The sequence below is a fragment of the Flavobacterium sp. CR10 genome (genome assembly GCF_055814415.1).
In genome coordinates this window covers 3,245,972-3,264,490 of the sequence record NZ_CP185985.1, presented here as the reverse complement: position 1 = coordinate 3,264,490, position 18,519 = coordinate 3,245,972, and the positions used below count along the sequence as shown (strand labels likewise).

Genomic DNA, 18,519 nt, shown 5'->3' with positions numbered 1-18,519 from the left:
TTTTACACATGTAATAAATCATAATAAAAAAAGAGCTTAATATGAATTAAACCCTATTAAGCTCTTTTTTTATTTCATTAAACAAATCACCCCAAACTCATCCCACCATCCATAATAACATCAGCTCCAGTCATAAACACCGAAGCTTCACTACTCAAATACGAAACCATTTTAGCCACATCTTCTGCCCTTCCCATTTGTTTTAGCGGGACTTTTTCTACTACGACATCCATAATACCTTTTACGGTGGTTTCGTCTAAGCCTACTTTGTTCATGACTTCGGTTTGGGTTGGTCCTGGGCTAACCGAATTGACACGAATCTTTCTTGGCGCTAATTCTAAAGCCGCCGATCTCATAAACGAATTCAAAGCCGTTTTACTCGCCGAATAAACCGAAGATCCCGGCCCAGGCATACTTGCAGTATTCGAAGAAAGAAATACCACCGAAGCGCCATCTTTCAAAATCGGAATAAATTTACTTAAAGTGAAAAAAGCTCCTTTTAGATTCACATTCATAATGCTGTCGTACAACTCTTCTGTAGTTTGTTCGATCATTCCTAAACCTGCAATTCCCGCATTGATAAACAAAATATCAACCAATCCGAAATCGGCTTTTACTTGATCTGCCAGTTTTTCGATATCCGAAATATTCGATTGGTCTGCTGTGATGGCTGTAACGCCTAGTTCTAAAGCTGCTTTTTCTATGGCTTCTTTTCTTCTTCCTGTAATAATGACGTTTGCGCCTTGTTCTTTTAATTGTTTGGCTGTTGCATAACCTATTCCGCTGTTTCCGCCTGTTATAACGGCTGTTTTATTTTTTAGATTTTCCATCTTTTTGATTATTTAAAAATTATTTGGCAAATTTAAATTCAAAATGGTATAACTTTGTAACCAGTATCATCGAGTATACCAAACTAATTTTAAACGTAATGGAAAGAAACCAGAAGGAAGAAGTGCAAGCGCTTCAGGACACATTGCATGTTTTGGGTGGAAAATGGCGTTTGCCGATCATCAATTCAATCTGCAACGGAAATCATCGTTTCAGGGAAATCGAACGCAGTATTCCGGGAATCACGACACGCATGCTTTCGCGAGAACTCAAAGAAATGGAATTGAATATGCTGATTAAAAGAACTGAAGATCGCGATGCCGAAATTCAGGTCAAATACGAATCGACGCCGTATTGCAAATCTTTTGGTCCTGTAATCGAAGAAATGATCAAATGGGGAAAATCGCATCGAGAGGAAATTATTCGAAATTCCTAGAAAAAAGTCAATCCAAAGCTCCATCCTATCCATCCCAGAATATCTTTGCTGTTATTTTTAATTACAGTATAATTCTTGGTTCGATCTTGAACAAATGTCGAAGTATTTAAATTGCCGTCTTTATCTTGTTTCTCAGACCAATAAAAATTCAGAGAAGGACCTGCAGATATCGCTACGCCTTTGCACAATTGAAAAGAAAAAGAGGAATCAAATTTAGATAAGGAATTGTAGATATCCCAATTTCCTAAATAAAGATACTGCGTGCTAAATTCGGGATTAAAAGTGAAGCGTTTCCCTAACGGAATGTTCTTTCCTAATCCAATTCCAAAAGAAAATAGCTTTTCTTCGTCTTTTCGATCGCTTCTTCCCGCCATCAAAATAGTATACATTTTATGATCTCCTGTTTTTACAGCAAAATTTATATCTGAAATTTCGTTGCTCGTAACACTGATTTTCTTGTAACCGCCTTTTTTAAAGTTTAAGAGACCAAAACTATAACCAGAAGGCGAATCTGTAATGTTGACTAATCCAAATTGGACTCCTTGTAATTCTTTAGCATAATTAAAAAGTCCTGTAATTTGAGCGCCCCGTACAGTGTCTTTTCCAATATTGCAAATCCCTGAAAACTGTAATCCGTTTTGAGAACCTTTTGCTGTGTTGCTAATTCCTGCAATTTGAAGTCCTTTTGAATCTTTATAGACGTTGTTATAAATTCCGCTCATTTGCAAACCAATTTGCGAGCCTTTCACACTATTATGAATACCACTCATCTGCAATCCTCTTAAATTGCCAAAAACATTATTATAGATTCCGGCTAACTGCACTCCGTTTACAGATCCTCCAACGGTATTAAATATTCCGGCCATTTGAAGTGCATCAACATTCATACGGTTAATATTATAAAGTCCCGCCATTTCTAATCCGCGAACTCCTGCATTATAGCCCCCTAATATATTTAGCGAAAAATTATTGACAATTTGCGTATTCAGCATTCCTCGCGTACTAATACTCGGAATTAAAGAAGCCTGCACGGGAACTTTAGAAATAAATCCGCCCAGATTGAGCGCTTGTATTTTTTGTTTGGAAGAAATAAAGAAACGGCCAATTCCTGATCTTTCAATTTCAGAAAAATCGCCATCGATATAATCCGTTTTATTCTTTTTGTCTCCCATCTGAATTTTAATTTCAGAAAGAAATACCATCGTTACCGTTTTATAATTCTCCTTAACGGCTGTAAGTTCTATGGCTTGAGGCGCATTTTTTAATCGTAGTTCAAAATAACCGTCTTTATTCGTCAATGTAGACAGCAGTGCATTTTTCTCCAATACACTCACATTTTCAAGGCGATTGTTCGTTTTTGTATCTATAATATAACCGACTACAATTTGCTGTCCGTCACTCATAACGGTATTTTTCTCCAATACAAGAGCCAATTCTAAAGGAGCATAACGAACAATAATATATCCTGGAGATTCTTTATATTCATATTTGGCACCCAGCAACTGATCTAAAACTCCTTTTATAGTAGTATTATCAGCGTAAATGCTAACGATGCTATCTTTTACAGCCAGTTTGCCATAGTAGGCAAATCTAAAACTTCCTTTTTCTTCCATTAAGTCCAAAACATTTCTTAATGGTTTCTTGTCAGCATGAACAGATATTTCGTTTTCTAATATGGACTGCGCATCTATTTTAAAAAAGACGCTCGAAATGATCAAGAAAATGACTGTGAAAACAAGCTTTGTGTTACTTGGCATATAAAAAGGGATATGATAATTTAATGAATTAAATCTTGGATCCAATGATTGAGTTTTCAAAAATACCTCAATTCCTATATTTTCAATAAACATTTTATAATTTTTTACTTCTTTTTTCTTACGAACATGAAGCAGCTTCTAATAAAAGTATTCACAAATGGCATTAGCAGTATTACAACGATTTAGTTGAAAAACAGCAATAATAAGCGTAATTTTTACACATAAAAAGTATCACAATAAAGACCAAAAGTGAACGATTTTACCCCTTATTTTTCAGCATTTTTCTCTAACTTAGCGGTCTACATTTTGAAATGTAAGATTAAAATAACCATTGTTTTGCTGCAAAACATTGAATGAAAAAGAATTACCATACTTTCTCTTACTTTTTGCTGCTAAAACATTTCTTCTAATAATTTAGTTAATTGAAAACTATGAGCAAATTTGATTTTGGAATTGTAGGACTCGGTGTAATGGGCCGTAACTTACTTTTAAATATCGCCAGCCATAACTTTGCGGCTGCAGGTTTAGACTTAGACACCGAAAAAGTCAATTCTCTTCAACAAGAAGCCGATGCCAATCACACTATTGAAGCTACGACAGATGTAAAACATTTTGTAGAGCTTATTCAGCAGCCAAGAGCGATTATGTTATTGGTTCCTGCTGGAAAACCAGTTGACAGCGCTATCGCTAGTTTATTGCCTCACTTGGATAAAGGAGACATCATTATTGACGGTGGAAACACTTATTTTACAGATACTGACAGAAGATTTTTGGAATTGTCTGAAAAGGGAATCCACTTCTTCGGGATGGGAATTTCTGGCGGTGAAAAAGGGGCTCGTTTCGGTCCTGCAATGATGCCAGGAGGAGATCAGAAAGCTTATGAAAGACTTCGTCCTATTTTTGAAGCCATTGCAGCAAAAGTAGACGGCGAACCTTGCGTTGAATATTTAGGAAACGGTTCTGCTGGAAACTATGTAAAAATGGTTCACAACGGAATTGAATACGGAATCATGCAGTTGATTTCTGAGATTTATGACTTAATGAAAAGAGGTTATAAATTGGATGACGAAACGATTCAGAAAACTTTTGCTGAATGGAATCAAACTGATGATTTAAGATCGTATCTGATTGAAATTACCGGAAACATCTTAAAACAAAAAGATGAAGACGGCACGCAATTAATCAACAAAATCTCAGATTGGGCAAGATCTAAAGGAACAGGAAAATGGACTTCTCAAAACGCAATGGACTTGCAAGTTCCAGTTCCAACTATCGACGCAGCGGTTAACATGCGTGATATGTCTAAAACAAAACCAGAAAGAATTGAAGCCGCTAAAAAATTAGTTTGGAACGCTGATGAAGCGAATGTTTCTCAAAGCGAAGCTATTGCTGCCTTAAAATCGGCTTTGTTCTTCTCTATTGTTGTAACTTACGCTCAAGGTTTAGCACAGCTTCACACAGCTTCTAAAGAATACAACTACGGATTAAATCTGGAAACGGTTGCTAAAATCTGGCGTGGCGGATGTATTATTCGTGCGACTATTTTAGAAGATTTCAGAAAAGCATACGTGGCAAAAGCAGATTTGCCAAACTTACTTTTGGATGGCGGAATCGCTTCAAAATTAGTAGACAACCAATCAGGAATGAGAGCAGTTATTCAGTTTGCAGTTCAAAAAGGATTGCCAGTTTCTGGATTAATGAACTCGCTGGCTTATTTTGATGCTTACCGTTCTGCTAATCTTCCAACTAACTTAATTCAGGCACAGCGTGATTATTTTGGAGCGCATACTTACGAGCGTATCGACAAAGAAGGCGTTTTCCATACACAATGGACTGAATAACAACATAAAGCAACACAACTAAACCATACAATGACTAAAAATAAACTAAAGAATCCAACCATCATTGTTATTTTTGGAGGAACCGGAGACTTGGCAAAGAGAAAACTCTTTCCCGCTTTTCAAAATCTGTATCTTGACGGACGTATGTCTGAACAGTTTCAGATTATTGCTCTTGGAAGAGCTGAAAAAACCAATGAAGATTTTCGCGCTTATGTTGCAGAAAATCTAAATTTATTTTCAAGAAGAAAAGGAGTTAATGATCCTGAGACAGAAAAGTTTCTTTCGCACATTACCTACCACAGTCTTGACATTGACAAAGAAGAGTCGTACATTGGATTAAACGAGAAAATCAACAATTTTGATTTGGCTTTTGGCGAACGTTCTAATCGTCTTTTCTATCTTTCGATTACACCTTCTTTCATTTCGACAATTTCGAGCAATATCAAGAAAATTGGTCTGGCGGCAAATCCGAAACAAGATCGCATTATTATTGAAAAACCTTTTGGTTACGATAAAGCCTCTGCAATTGAATTGAATGAAATGCTTTCGCAGACTTTCAAAGAAGAGCAGATTTACAGAATTGACCATTATTTAGGAAAAGAAACGGTTCAGAATATTTTGGCTTTCCGTTTTGGGAACTCGATGTTTGAGCCTTTATGGAGCCGTAATTTTATTGATTTCGTGCAAATTACCGTTGCAGAAGAAGTCGGCGTTGAAGAACGTGGCGGATTCTACGAAGGTGTTGGAGCACTGAAAGATATGATTCAGAATCACTTGCTGCAGATTTTATGTATGACGGCTATGGAAGCGCCTGCATCATTAAACGCAGATGATATTCGTAATCGTAAAGCAGATGTTTTAAAATCTATTCGTCGTATTAAACCTGAAGAAGTTGATCATTATATTGTAAGAGGTCAATACGATGCTGGTGAAATAAAAGGAGTTCCAGTTCCAGGTTATCGTCAGGATAAAGGTATTGCACCAGATTCTAATACGGAAACTTATGTTGCCATGAAAATCTATCTGGACAACTGGAGATGGCAGGGAATTCCGTTCTATTTGCGTTCTGGAAAAAGAATGGAAGAAAAACAATCTTCAATCATTATTCAGTTCAAACCCGTTCCGCATTCTTCATTTTCTTACGGAAAAGAAGGCATGACGCCAAATAGACTGATTATCAATATCCAGCCTTCAATGGACATTAAACTGCAATTTATGACCAAAAAACCAGGTTTATCAATGGCTTTAAGACCTGCTGAAATGGTTTTTGACTATTTTGCTTGTTCAACCATGTCGCCTGAAGCATACGAAACCTTAATTGCAGATGCATTATTAGGAGATCCTACTCTATTTATGCGTTGGGATCAGGTGGAAGAAGCTTGGGACGCAATTGATACGATTCAGCAAGTTTGGAAAACAACTGCTCCGAAGAATTTCCCAAATTACAAAGCAGGAAGCTGGGGACCAGAAGAAGCTGACGAATTGTTGGCGCGCCAGGGACACAAATGGATTCCGAATACACAAACAAAAGAAGAAGTTTTAAATGATACAGATTTATAATAACACAGAAGAAATTAATACTACAGCTGCAGACCTTTTTGTAGAATCGGCTCAGAAAGCAATTGCTGCAAAAGGCAAATTTACAGCTGTTCTTACAGGAGGTTCTTCTCCTGCTGGGATTTACAAATTATTAGCTTCTGATGCTTACAAAAACAAAATAGACTGGAGTAAAGTTTATATTTTTTGGGGTGACGAAAGATGGGTTCCGCTAAATGATGATTTGAGTAATGCTAAAATGTCTTATTCAACATTATTAAGTCTCGTTCCTATTCCGCAAGAAAACATTTTTGAAATGTATAAGGACGGCGTTACACCAGAAGATTATGCTGCTGAATACGAAAAGTCTATCAGAACTATTTTAGGCGAAGAAGGTAAATTTGACTTGATTTTACTAGGAATGGGAGACGACGGACACACGGCTTCTCTTTTCCCAGGCGAAGCAGTTCTAGAGGAGCAAACTAAATGGGTTGATGCTTATTATTTAGCTCCACAAAAAATGTATCGTATTACACTTACTGCTCCACTAATCAATAAAGCGGCAAAAATTGTTGTAGTGGCTTTTGGAGAAAAGAAAGTTCACGCTTTGAAAGAAGTGACAACTGGCGAATATAATCCGACTTTATACCCAATGCAATTGATTAAACCCGTTTCTGGCGAATTATTGTTTTTGGTAGATAAAGTTGCTGCTGGAACAAACTAAGAAATTGTTTTATAACTATAGAAACTAAGGTTTATGCTGAAAAGTATAAACCTTTTTTTGTTTCACGCAGATTTTAAAAAGATTTAAGCAAATCAACACAGATTTTTTTATTTTTTCTCTCGCAGATTTAGCAGATATGGCAGATAAAATTTTAAAAAGAAAAAAATCCGCTGAATCTGCTAGATCTGCGGGAGTAAACTTCGTAGCCAATGCATAACTTTTTTATTTTTCTCTCTCGCAGATATGGCAGATGAAATTTAAAAAAAATCCGCGGAATCGACTTAAATCTTTTTAAAATCTGCGTGAAACTTTAAAATATAGACAAAGCATATAAAAATCATAGAACACTGAAAAACAATAATTTAAACAAATCACATTCATTTTTTACTTAATTTTGTTTAATACTCTCCGAATCATCTAAACCATTCTACTTACAAAGCTTTTACACTGATTATCCAATTTTAATTACATTTTGCGATGAAATATAATTACTTCCTAATTGGTGTTTTTCTTCTTTTGGTTGGTTGTAAAGATAAAAACACAGAGCCCAAATCTGTTAAAATTAATGCCACACAAGGCTGTTACATTCCGAAAACGAACGATAAAGATTGGTACACCCAAAACAAAAAAGCGCCAAAGTTTAAAGGCCTTGAGGGTATAAATTTTAAAATTACAACCAATAATCCCGAAGCACAGGAATATTTCAACCAAGGAATGATGTTGACGTACGGATTTAATCATGCCGAAGCAGCAAGATCATTTTTTGAAGCTTCACGTTTAGATCCGAATTGCGCTATGGCCTATTGGAGTTTTGCTTATGTTTTAGGTCCAAATTACAACGCCGGAATGGAAGAAGATAATTTTCAGCGTGCTTATGACGCAGCTCAAAAAGCTAAAAAACTTTCTGCCAAGTGTTCTCCTAAAGAAATCGCTATGATTGATGCATTATTAGTGCGTTATGCTAAAAATCCTCCTGCAGATAGAAAACCGCTTGACATAGCGTATGCCGAAGCAATGAAAAAAGTATATACTCAGTTTCCTTCAGATCCAGATATTGGTGCGCTTTACGCGGAATCTCAAATGAATCTCCATCCGTGGGATTTGTATGAAAAAGGCACTGGAATACCTAAAAAATGGACTCCAGAAATACTTGCTGTTTTAAATGAATTGATCAAAAAAAATCCTAAACATCCTGGCGCGCATCACTTTTTAGTTCATGCCGTAGAAGCATCTTCACATCCAGAAAACGGACTCAAAAGTGCTAAATTACTAGAAACTCTAGTTCCGGGATCGGGACATTTGGTACATATGCCTTCTCATATTTACATTCGCACAGGAGATTACCATCAAGGCACGCTTTCCAACATCGAAGCGGTTAAAATTGATAGTTTGTATTCCACTGCCTGCAATGCACAAGGCGCTTATCCTCTCGCCTATTATCCGCATAATTATCATTTTTTAGTGGCTACAGCGGCTTTAGAAGGAAATTCAAAATTAGCTTGGGAATCGGCACAGATATTACAGCAGCATATGTCTCCCACAATCATGCGTGTAGCTGGTTGGGGAACTTTACAGCATTATTATAGTATTCCGTATTATATCGCAGTAAAATTTTCGATGTGGGATCAAATAATGGCGATTCGGCAACCTGAAAAAGATCTCGTATATCCGAATGCGATTTGGCATTATGCCAGAGGAATGGCATATCTCGGAAAAAATGATATTGCCAATGCCGAAAAACAGCTTGCTTCTCTGAACCAATTAGCCAAAGACAAAACCTTAAAAGAAGTTACCATTTGGAATATCAATACCACGTATGATCTTGTTCAGATTTCTGCCAATGTTCTTTCAGCAGGAGTTGAAGCAAAAAAGAATAATCTGGATAAAGCGATTGTTCTTTTAAACAAAGCAATAGCAATTGAAGATCAATTAAACTACAACGAACCGCCAGATTGGTTTTTCTCCGTTAGACATTATTTAGGAACTGTTTTACTAAAAGCTGGAAAATATGCCGAAGCTGAAAAAATCTACAGACAAGATTTACAAACGCTTCCAAAAAATGGCTTCGCCTTAATCGGACTTTATAATGCTCTAACGCTACAGAAAAAAGAAAAAGAGGCTTTACAAATTAAAACCTCTTTTGATACTGCTTGGCAATATGCTGATTTTGAGATTAAGGATTCTTCTAGTATTGTGGAGTGATTTTACTTTTTAAGATGTCATCGTAAAAAGCCGAAGACTTTTATTACGTTTAGAAATTCTAAGACAAAAAGTGCGCAAAGTCTAGAGACATTTGCGCAGCTTTTCAGTTTTAGAACTCTTTGCAGATCGAGAGCCCGATATGTTTATATTACTAAACTTTATACATTTTCAACGTTACTAAAATTTATAAACCAACTTAATTTTTTTTTAATTTTAATAAAGCAGTATTATACTCTTCCACATTAATTTTTAATTTAACCCTATTTGATTTTAATTGACCATTAAAAAACTTTATTCCTTTATTAGAAATAGAATCTCGTTTTTCTTTAGACAATCTTTCATTAATAAATTTTTCTCCTTGTAAATAATTTATTTGTAAATAATACTCATTTCGTTTTAACACATAATATTTAAAAGTATTATCGTCTAAATAGTTAACAAAACTTAACGGAATTTTAAAATGTAATATTTCATTAGGTTTAATTGTAAATAATTTTAAATTCCCACATATACTTCTACTAATCCCTAAAATCTTATTGAAACCATTTGATTTTTCATCTTTACTAAAATCAGTTGAACCGTTATTTGTAAATATTAATTCATTCACTTGCATATTGTCTTTATTGTACAATTCAATCCTAGGTGAAAAAAAAGAATTCTTATAATAATATTCTGGATATTCTACACAAGAGAATGAAATATCAATTAAGAAACAATAGCTTTCCTTCGTATTATTTTTAATATCGAACATTATAGAATCACCTGCTTTTAGAGATTTATTTAATATTTTAAAATCAAAATCATTTCTGTTTTGTGTAAATGCTAAACAAATTACAACTATAACTGCTATATAAAGTTTATTCATAATTAATTAAATCCATTTAATAATTTATTCCAAAGTCCAACTTCGATTCTATAAGAATCATATGCTGGAATATTTACTGGAGCACCAATAGTATTAAGTTGCCAAGTATAAGCCCCCAGCTCTCCGAAGTCTTCCCTGCTAACGTTGCGCAAATGTCTCTGACTTTGCGCCACCTTAAACGCTTTTAAAAAACAAAAGCATCTAGAAAGTCTCTAACTTTAAAATGAATACAAGTATAGAGATTTATTAATTTTAAATCTAAAATCTACTACTTAAATATCAGCTTTTTCAAAATACATTAAGCATAAATCATTTACATAATAACTTATAGCGAAACAAAAATAATCAACCCTCTAAAAACCAACCCCAATTATTATCAAATTTTTAAATCTCATAGTTTTTAGAATAATTTTAAGAAACCTTATTTTTCAAATTACTATATTTGGCGCACTTTAAAGAATAATTAACCCCACTTTTTAAGGACCAAAATTGTAATTCCTGCTGTAGTTGTATGAAACCCACTAAGTTCATATATATCGTTCTACTTTCGTTGCTTTGTTTTTTCAGAGGCACCGAAACGTATTCGCCGATTTATACTTTCAGCAGCTGTATTACTTTAGATAGCGTTGCCGCAGACGACACGCAGATTTTTTCTTCCGACTTTTCTTCTTCTAAAAATTTAGAAGTTCATTATAAGCTCAAAAAGAAAATGAAATGCAGAGCGACTACTTTAGAACAAAGTACGATCAAAGCTCCGTATTTCAGCAATTTGGTTAATTTCAAGCTTTATAAAGAAAGCTTAATCTATGGTATAGCTTCAATATACCATATCGAAAGGCATCCCCATCTTCATTTGTACCAACTTTTCTAGGCTGCAAAATTTCGTCGTTTTTATATTCTAGTATTCTGGAACAATACCTCATTTACGTATGTGATTGAGCTGATATTGCTATAAAAACATTTCTCTAAAACGGTACTTTTTCAAAAAGAGAAGCATCTGTACGCCTTATTATTTTCAAAATCCAAATTCAGACTCCCGATATATTAGTATCAAGGGAGTACATCTATTTATTCAAAAATTTAAACCTAATGATGAGCATTTATAAAAATCCATTCCTTTTATGCACCTTGGCTTTATTCGTTTTAGTCTCGTGCGGAGATAAAGCAAAAAAAGATTTAAACAACATAAAAACAGTTCCTGTTTATAAGGTAACTCTAAAAGACACCATAGTTTCGAGCAAATTTGTTGCCGATGTACATGCTAAAAACAATGTAGAAATTCACGTTCGTATTCCGGGTTTACTAGACAAAGTTTACGCTAGCGAAGGACAAAAAGTAAAAAAAGGGCAAATCCTTTTCAAAATAAGCGATGTTGAACTTCAGATTCAGCTTCTAAAAGCCGAAGCCGTTTACAAAAGTGCAAAAGCAGATTTAAGAATTGCAACTGTAGAATTGGAACAGGCTCAAACCCTTTTCAATAAAAAAGTAATTGCAGATAAAGAATTAGAATTATCTAAAGCAAAGTATGAAGCCGCTTCCGCGAAAGTAGCACACGCGATTGCTGAAAGAAAAGCAATCAACCAACAGATTAGTTTTACCACAATTCGCGCTCCATTTGACGGAACGATTGACCGTATTCCGTTCAAAGAAGGAAGTTTAGTTGAAAACGGTTCGTTACTGACAACGGTTTCTCAATTGGATGATGTTTACGCTTATTTCTCAATTCCTGAGAATACCTATTTCCAAATGATGGAAGACAAAACTTTAAACACGCAAGGTGATATCAAATTGGTATTACCAAATGGGCAAGTTTACGATCAAAAAGGAGAATTAAGAACGGCCGATGGAGAAATCGACAGACAGACTGGTTCTATTCAATACAAAGCAAAATTTCATAATCCGCAAGGATTTATCAAACACGGAACTTCTGGAAAACTAATTATTTCAGAACCAAAAACCAATGCAATTTTAATTCCGCAGAAAGCTGTTTTTTCTATTCAGGACAAACAATACGTTTTCCGCGTGAACAAAGATGGAGTAGTTAAAATGACGAATGTTACAATTGAAACGACTCTAGATGATGTTTATATCTTAAACGAAGGTCTAAAAAGCGACGACCTAATCGTGCAAGAAGGTACACAATCATTGAGAGACGGCGATAAAATCAACATGAAACAAATGTAGGTTATCGACTTGTAAAACAGTTATTTAATTATTTATCTAAAACATTCAAAATGATAGAGCTATTTATCAGGAGGAAAATATTGTCATTAATCATCTCGGTTATGATAGTCCTTCTAGGATTGCTGGCGTTGTTTCAGCTTCCTATTACCCAATTCCCAGACATTGTACCACCGTCTGTAACCGTTACAGCAAAATATACAGGAGCAAACGCAGAAGTTTCGGCCAATGCCGTCGCCCTTCCGTTAGAAAGAGCCATAAATGGAGTTCCCGGAATGACGTATATGTCAACCGTAACTTCCAACGATGGTTTAACTTTAATTCAGGTTTTCTTTGAAGTAGGAACCGATCCCGATCTGGCTGCCGTAAACGTGCAGAACCGTGTAACTACTATTTTGGATGAACTTCCAGAAGAGGTTATCCGTGCCGGAGTTACGACCGAAAAAGAGGTAAACAGTATGTTGATGTACTTGAACATTACGAGTACCGACAAAACTCAGGATGAGCAGTTTATCTTCAACTTTACCGATATTAATATTCTTCAGGAATTAAAACGTATTGATGGTGTCGGGCGTGCCGAAATCATGGGGCAGAAAGAATATTCGATGCGTGTTTGGCTAGATCCACAAAAGATGCTTTCGTATAACATTTCGGCAAATGAAGTGATTGCTTCGCTTCAAAAACAAAATATTTCTGCCGCGCCAGGTAAAGTGGGTGAAGGTTCAGGACAGATGAACAATCAGCTGCAATATGTAATTAAGTACGGCGGAAAGTTCTTTGAACCTAAACAATACGAAGAAATTCCGTTGAGAGCCAATTCAGACGGAACTATCTTAAGATTGAAAGACATTTCGAAAATCGAATTTGGCGCGATGAGTTACGGAATGGTTTCTAAAACCGACGGAAAACCTTCTGCCTCAATCATGCTAAAACAACGTCCAGGTTCAAACGCTTCTGAAGTTATTGCCAGCGTAAAAGAAAAAATGGCTGAATTGAAAGCCTCTTCTTTTCCTCCTGGAATGGAATTTAATATTGCCTACGACGTTTCACGTTTCCTTGACGCTTCGATTCATGAAGTATTAAGAACTTTGGTTGAAGCTTTTATTTTAGTAGCGTTCGTCGTTTTCCTTTTCCTTCAGGATTGGAGATCGACTTTGATTCCTGTACTGGCAGTACCTGTGGCGCTTATTGGTTCGTTTACCTTTATGTCGATGATGGGATTCTCGATCAACTTATTGACGCTTTTCGCTTTGGTACTTTCCATTGGAATTGTGGTCGATAACGCCATTGTCGTTGTCGAAGCCGTTCACGTAAAAATCTCCGAAGAACATATGTCGCCAATGGATGCGACCATTAGCGCGATGAAAGAAATTACAGGTGCCGTTATTGCAATTACCATTGTAATGGCCGCGGTATTTATTCCTGTTGCTTTCTTGAGTGGTCCTGTTGGAGTTTTCTACAGGCAGTTCTCATTGACAATGGCAATTAGTATTGTAATTTCGGGTATTAACGCCCTTACGCTTACTCCTGCCCTTTGTGCGATTATGCTAAAAGCGCATGATCCTAACAAAGAGAAAAAATCATTATTAGACCGTTTCTTCCATAGATTCAATCATTGGTTTGACAACATTACCTCAAAATACATCAAAGTATTAGTGAAATTCGCTGATCGCAACACTGTAACCGTTGGTTTATTAGTGCTTTTTTGCGTATTAACTTGGGGAACAACCAAATTCTTAGCGTCAGGATTCATCCCAACTGAAGATCAAGGAATGGTTTACGTAAGTGTTACAACGCCACAAGGAGCAACGGTAGAACGTACAGAAAAAGCTTTGGACGAAGTAACTAAAATTGCCCAAGGAATTAAAGGTGTAGACAACGTAACAACTCTTGCGGGATACAGTATTGTAACCGAAATCGCGGGAGCTTCTTACGGAATGGGAATGATCAACTTAAAAGACTGGAGCGAACGTGATATTTCGGTTACGGAATTCATGGCAGAACTTACCGAAAAAACCAAAAACATTACCGACGCCCAAATTGAAATCTTTGCACCGCCAACCGTTCCTGGTTTTGGTAATACGAGTGGTTTTGAGCTTCGTTTGCTGGATAAATCTGGAGGAAGTATTACCAATACCGATAAAGTAACGAAAGAATTCATTAAAGAATTAAATGCTTCGCCAGAAATTCAGAACTCTTTCTCGAGTTTTGATGCTACTTTCCCGCAATATTTAATTCATATTGATTATGATCTTGCGGCTAAAAAAGGAATTTCAGTAGACAATGCCATGAGTACTTTGCAAACCATGTTAGGTTCTTTTTATGCAACCAATTTTATCCGTTTCTCTCAAATGTATAAAGTGATGGTTCAGGCAAGTCCGCAATTCCGTCAAAATCCAGAAAGTATTTTGGATATGTATTTGAAAAATGATGCAGGCGAAATGGTTCCGTTTTCTACTTTCATTAAATTAGAAAGAGTTTACGGACCAGAAGTTTTAACGCGTTACAACATGTACATGTCGGCTATGATTAACGGTGAACCAGCCGAAGGTTACAGTTCTGGAGATGCCATTGCTGCTGTTGAAAGAATTGCCGCAGAAAAACTGCCAAGCCGTTTTGAAGTGGAATGGTCAGGTATGACGCGTGAAGAGATTTTGTCTGGTAACCAAACCATATACATTTTTGCGCTTTGTATACTTTTTGTATACTTATTGCTTGCTGCTCAATACGAAAGTTTATTGCTTCCGTTCCCAGTACTTTTAAGCCTTCCAGTTGGAGTTTTCGGTTCTTATATTGCACTTGTAATGGTCGGACTGGATAATAACATTTACGCGCAAGTAGCACTCGTCATGCTGATTGGTCTGCTCGCCAAAAATGCCATTTTGATTGTCGAATTCGCCATGGCGCAAAACAAACTCGGACGTGATATTGTCGAAGCAGCAATTGAAGGAGCAAGACTTCGTTTCAGACCTATTTTAATGACCTCGTTTGCTTTCATTTCAGGATTAATTCCGTTGTGTATCGCTTCTGGTGCAGGTGCAATTGGTAACCGTTCGATTGGTACAGCAGCTGCAGGCGGAATGTTAATCGGAACTATATTTGGACTTTTAATCATTCCTGGACTTTACATACTGTTTGCAAAATTGGAAAAACGAATGAGTAAGTCAAACAATTAATTCGTTGAGCAAAATCGAGTAAATAAATCTAATTTGATCTGCAACAATCTTTTAAAATCTGCGTGAAACATTTTTTGTGCATAGATTTTTTCACGCAGATTAATACAGATTAAAGCAGATTTACACAGATTAATCTAAACTAATTAATACGATTGAAAAATGCTTAGCAGATAGAACAAATAAAATTAAACAATGAAAAACATATTAAATCAATATAAAAATACTGATGTGATAAGGACAACCAAAAGTGCCGTTATAATAACCGGGATTTTACTTTTAACGGCTTGTTCTGCACCAAAAGTCAGTAACAAACTAGAGGCTGCAAAACTTCCAGAGAATTTTGATGCACAAAGAAAAGAAGCATCAAGCGAAACTTTTATTCCATTAAAAACAGAAACCTTTTTTAAAGATCCAAAATTAGAAGCTTTATTAAAGAAAGCCATTGCCAAGAATCCTGATTATTTAATCATGCAAGAAAGAATCCTGATTGCCAATTCGCATTTAAAAGTGGCAAAACTGGCGCTTCTTCCCTCTTTAGATTTTGTGGCAGATGCTTCTGGAACACACTACGGAAAATATACGATGGAAGGCGTTGGGAACTTTGATACTAACTTTTCTCAGAATATTTCAGATAAGCAAAGAATCAATGAAGATGTTACTCCTAACTTTTTTCTGGGAGCAAAAGTTTCTTGGGAAGCTGACATTTGGGGAAAATTAAGCAATCGAAAAAAAGCGGCGCAACAGCGATTTTTTGCTTCACAGCAAGGAATGCGTCTGTTGCAAACGCGTCTGTTGGGCGATATTGCAGATCTTTATTTCAAATTGATTGCTTTAGACAAACAAGCTGCGATTTACGATAACAACTTAAAAACGCAAGAAAAAGCACTAGATATTGTTTCGGCACAAAGATCAGTTGGAAAAGCAACAGAATTGGCTGTACAACAGTTTAATGCACAAAACAATAACATTCATGCCGAAGCTTCAGAATTAAAATTAAGCATCGATCAGACTGAAAAAGCTTTATTGACACTTTTAGGTGAATATGGTGGAAAAGTTGACAGAAGTAGCGACTTTCTAGCGGGACATTTAGAAGTTTTAAACCAAAAAATAAGCGTAGATTCTATCATTCATAAAAGACCAGACGTATCTGAAGCTTACTTTGAATTGCTTGCCAGCAATGCTGATGCAAAATCGGCTCGTGCTGCGTTTTTTCCGACTGTAAATCTAGGCGGTTATGCAGGTTTCAATTCGTTTTCATTCAACACCCTTTTTGATGCAGGTTCTTTCGCTTGGCAATTATTGGGCGGATTAACGGCTCCTGTTTTTAACAAAGGACAAATCAAACAAGAATTTTATGTTTCCAATAAAAGACAGGAAATCTCATTTCTTCAATATCAAAATGCCGTAACAACCGCTTTTAACGAGTTAAGTGCTTTACTGCATAGAAATGAAGCTTACGAAGATGTTTTAAAATACAAACTAAACGAAATTGATCATCTCGAAATTGCAGTAAATGTCTCAAACGATTTGTATTTGAGCGGTTATGCCAATTATCTGGAAATCATCAATGCGCAAAAAAATAAATTGCAAGCCGAATTGGATTTTGTTGATATCCAGCTTCGAAATGCAAACTCACAAGTATTGCTTTACAAAGCTTTAGGCGGAGGAATAAATTAGTTTATATGTTGGTCAAAAATGGCTTCTGTTTATAATAGCTCATCGCAGAGGCTATTTTATATCCCATTTCTTTTGAAATGGGATTTTTTTTTAAAACAAACACTCATTTTACTGTTTACTTTTTACCTTTATTCCAAAATACTAAAATTCCGTTGATGGATATTTCCAAAATTCTTGATCACATACACCAACTTCCTGAGCAATCTAAGTTCGCTTTGCAAAACAATGTTACAGAAATAGAGTTTTCTAAAGGACATATTTTGCTAAAAGCCAATAAAATAGAACCGAATATTTATTTTATAAAAAAAGGACTGGTTAGAGCTTTTATAGAACGAGATAATGAAGTTACTTTTTGGTTTGGAAAAGAAGGCGAAACCGTCATTTCGATGAAAAGTTATGTTGAAGACCAACCCGGATATGAAACTATCGAACTTTTGGAAGACTGCGAGTTGTACGAACTCAAAACGGAAAACTTAAGAAAGCTCTTCAGCGAAGACGTTCACATAGCTAATTGGGGAAGAAAATTTGCTGAAAAAGAACTCATAAAAACCGAAGAACGTTTGATTTCTAAACAATTCAAAAATGCTTCTGAACGCTATTTAGAATTAATGAAAGATCATCCCGAACTGCTACAAAGAGTTCAATTAGGACATATTGCCTCTTATTTGGGAATTACACAAGTCAGTTTAAGCAGAATTCGAGCAGAATTAAAATAACTTCATTTTTTATCATTTGTTAATTTTTTTCTGAATTCCATAAGAGAACTTTGCATCACAAAATTTTAACTATATGAACTGGATTATTTTGATCATCGCAGGCTTATTTGAAGTAGCTTTCGCCTCATGTCTAGGAAAAGCAAAAGCAACCACAGGAACCGAAATGTACTATTGGTATATTGGTTTCTTTATATCATTAACAGTAAGTATGCTTTTATTAATGAAAGCTACAGAAACGCTTCCTTTAGGAACTGCTTATGCTGTTTGGACTGGAATTGGCGCTGTTGGAACGGTTTTAGTCGGTATTTTTGTTTTTAAAGAACCTGCAGCTTTCTGGAGATTGTTTTTCTTAGCTACTTTAGTTGGTTCTATTGTTGGTTTAAAAGCAGTTTCGCACTAAAAATATATTTTACGAATTGAAATATAACTTTGTCAAAGTTTTGAACTTTGTCAAAGTTTTTTGTTTTTAAAAACATCGCATTTTCCACAATCTTGTCATTCTGAGGAACTAAGAATCACACGCGGGATTCGACAAAGATTGGAGAAATTCGATACGGAGTTACTAGTGTGATTCTTCGTT

15 protein-coding genes are annotated in these 18,519 nt (G+C 35.7%); 11 read left to right on the top strand and 4 right to left on the bottom strand.

The genetic code is table 11. The features are described 5' to 3' along the window. Positions 1-86: 86 nt before the first annotated feature. Complete coding sequence (locus ACNRYB_RS14355) at positions 87-830, bottom strand: SDR family oxidoreductase (protein WP_473727668.1); 744 nt, start codon at positions 828-830, stop codon at positions 87-89. A gap of 23 nt (positions 831-853) precedes the next feature. Between ACNRYB_RS14355 and ACNRYB_RS14350 the strand changes: the two genes are divergently transcribed. Further along, positions 854-1,264, top strand: a complete 411-nt coding sequence (locus ACNRYB_RS14350; RefSeq protein WP_473727667.1) for a winged helix-turn-helix transcriptional regulator — start codon at positions 854-856, stop codon at positions 1,262-1,264. Here ACNRYB_RS14350 and ACNRYB_RS14345 read toward each other — a convergent pair. Beyond that, a complete protein-coding gene (locus ACNRYB_RS14345; protein ID WP_473727666.1) occupies positions 1,261-3,114 on the bottom strand; it encodes a peptidase associated/transthyretin-like domain-containing protein in 1,854 nt (617 codons plus the stop codon). The two genes, ACNRYB_RS14350 and ACNRYB_RS14345, sit on opposite strands and share 4 nt — an antisense overlap. 338 nt (positions 3,115-3,452) lie before the next feature. On the opposite strand from ACNRYB_RS14345, the gene gndA reads away from it, so the two are divergent. From gndA to ACNRYB_RS14325, 4 genes are all read left to right on the top strand, one after another. Further along, on the top strand, positions 3,453-4,862 hold the full coding sequence (gene gndA / locus ACNRYB_RS14340) for an NADP-dependent phosphogluconate dehydrogenase (protein ID WP_473727665.1): 1,410 nt from the start codon (positions 3,453-3,455) through the stop codon (positions 4,860-4,862). A 30-nt stretch (positions 4,863-4,892) separates the two neighbouring features. Next, positions 4,893-6,422 carry a glucose-6-phosphate dehydrogenase gene (gene zwf, locus ACNRYB_RS14335; RefSeq protein WP_473727664.1) on the top strand — a complete coding sequence of 510 codons (1,530 nt, stop codon included), beginning with the start codon at positions 4,893-4,895 and terminating at the stop codon, positions 6,420-6,422. Continuing rightward, positions 6,406-7,122 (top strand): 6-phosphogluconolactonase, encoded by a 717-nt coding sequence (gene pgl, locus ACNRYB_RS14330; protein WP_473727663.1) that lies wholly within the window; start codon positions 6,406-6,408, stop codon positions 7,120-7,122. The genes zwf and pgl overlap by 17 nt, the downstream gene beginning before the upstream one ends. Positions 7,123-7,599: 477 nt before the next feature. Continuing rightward, positions 7,600-9,324 (top strand): tetratricopeptide repeat protein, encoded by a 1,725-nt coding sequence (locus ACNRYB_RS14325; protein WP_473727662.1) that lies wholly within the window; start codon positions 7,600-7,602, stop codon positions 9,322-9,324. A 196-nt stretch (positions 9,325-9,520) separates the two neighbouring features. On the opposite strand, the gene ACNRYB_RS14320 is transcribed toward ACNRYB_RS14325, so the two are convergent. Both ACNRYB_RS14320 and ACNRYB_RS14315 read right to left on the bottom strand, forming a co-directional pair. Next, the gene (locus ACNRYB_RS14320; protein ID WP_473727661.1) at positions 9,521-10,189 is read right to left on the bottom strand and encodes a hypothetical protein; all 669 of its coding nucleotides are present in this window, start codon (positions 10,187-10,189) and stop codon (positions 9,521-9,523) included. A gap of 2 nt (positions 10,190-10,191) precedes the next feature. Next, a complete protein-coding gene (locus tag ACNRYB_RS14315; RefSeq protein WP_473727660.1) occupies positions 10,192-10,362 on the bottom strand; it encodes a hypothetical protein in 171 nt (56 codons plus the stop codon). Positions 10,363-10,700: 338 nt separating this feature from the next. On the opposite strand from ACNRYB_RS14315, the gene ACNRYB_RS14310 reads away from it, so the two are divergent. From ACNRYB_RS14310 to ACNRYB_RS14285, 6 genes are all read left to right on the top strand, one after another. Next, a complete protein-coding gene (locus ACNRYB_RS14310) occupies positions 10,701-11,060 on the top strand; it encodes a hypothetical protein (RefSeq protein WP_129746771.1) in 360 nt (119 codons plus the stop codon). Between the two features lie 218 nt (positions 11,061-11,278). Further along, positions 11,279-12,373: an efflux RND transporter periplasmic adaptor subunit gene (locus ACNRYB_RS14305; protein ID WP_473727659.1), complete on the top strand. Its 1,095-nt coding sequence runs from the start codon at positions 11,279-11,281 to the stop codon at positions 12,371-12,373. A 50-nt stretch (positions 12,374-12,423) separates the two neighbouring features. After that, positions 12,424-15,546: an efflux RND transporter permease subunit gene (locus tag ACNRYB_RS14300; RefSeq protein WP_473727658.1), complete on the top strand. Its 3,123-nt coding sequence runs from the start codon at positions 12,424-12,426 to the stop codon at positions 15,544-15,546. Positions 15,547-15,738: 192 nt separating this feature from the next. Next, entirely contained in the window at positions 15,739-17,223 is a 1,485-nt protein-coding gene (locus ACNRYB_RS14295) for a TolC family protein (RefSeq protein WP_473727657.1), read from the top strand. A gap of 155 nt (positions 17,224-17,378) precedes the next feature. Then, the gene (locus ACNRYB_RS14290; RefSeq protein ID WP_473727656.1) at positions 17,379-17,939 is read left to right on the top strand and encodes a Crp/Fnr family transcriptional regulator; all 561 of its coding nucleotides are present in this window, start codon (positions 17,379-17,381) and stop codon (positions 17,937-17,939) included. 73 nt (positions 17,940-18,012) lie between these two features. Continuing rightward, on the top strand, positions 18,013-18,339 hold the full coding sequence (locus ACNRYB_RS14285) for a DMT family transporter (RefSeq protein ID WP_026728926.1): 327 nt from the start codon (positions 18,013-18,015) through the stop codon (positions 18,337-18,339). Positions 18,340-18,519 lie beyond the last annotated feature (180 nt).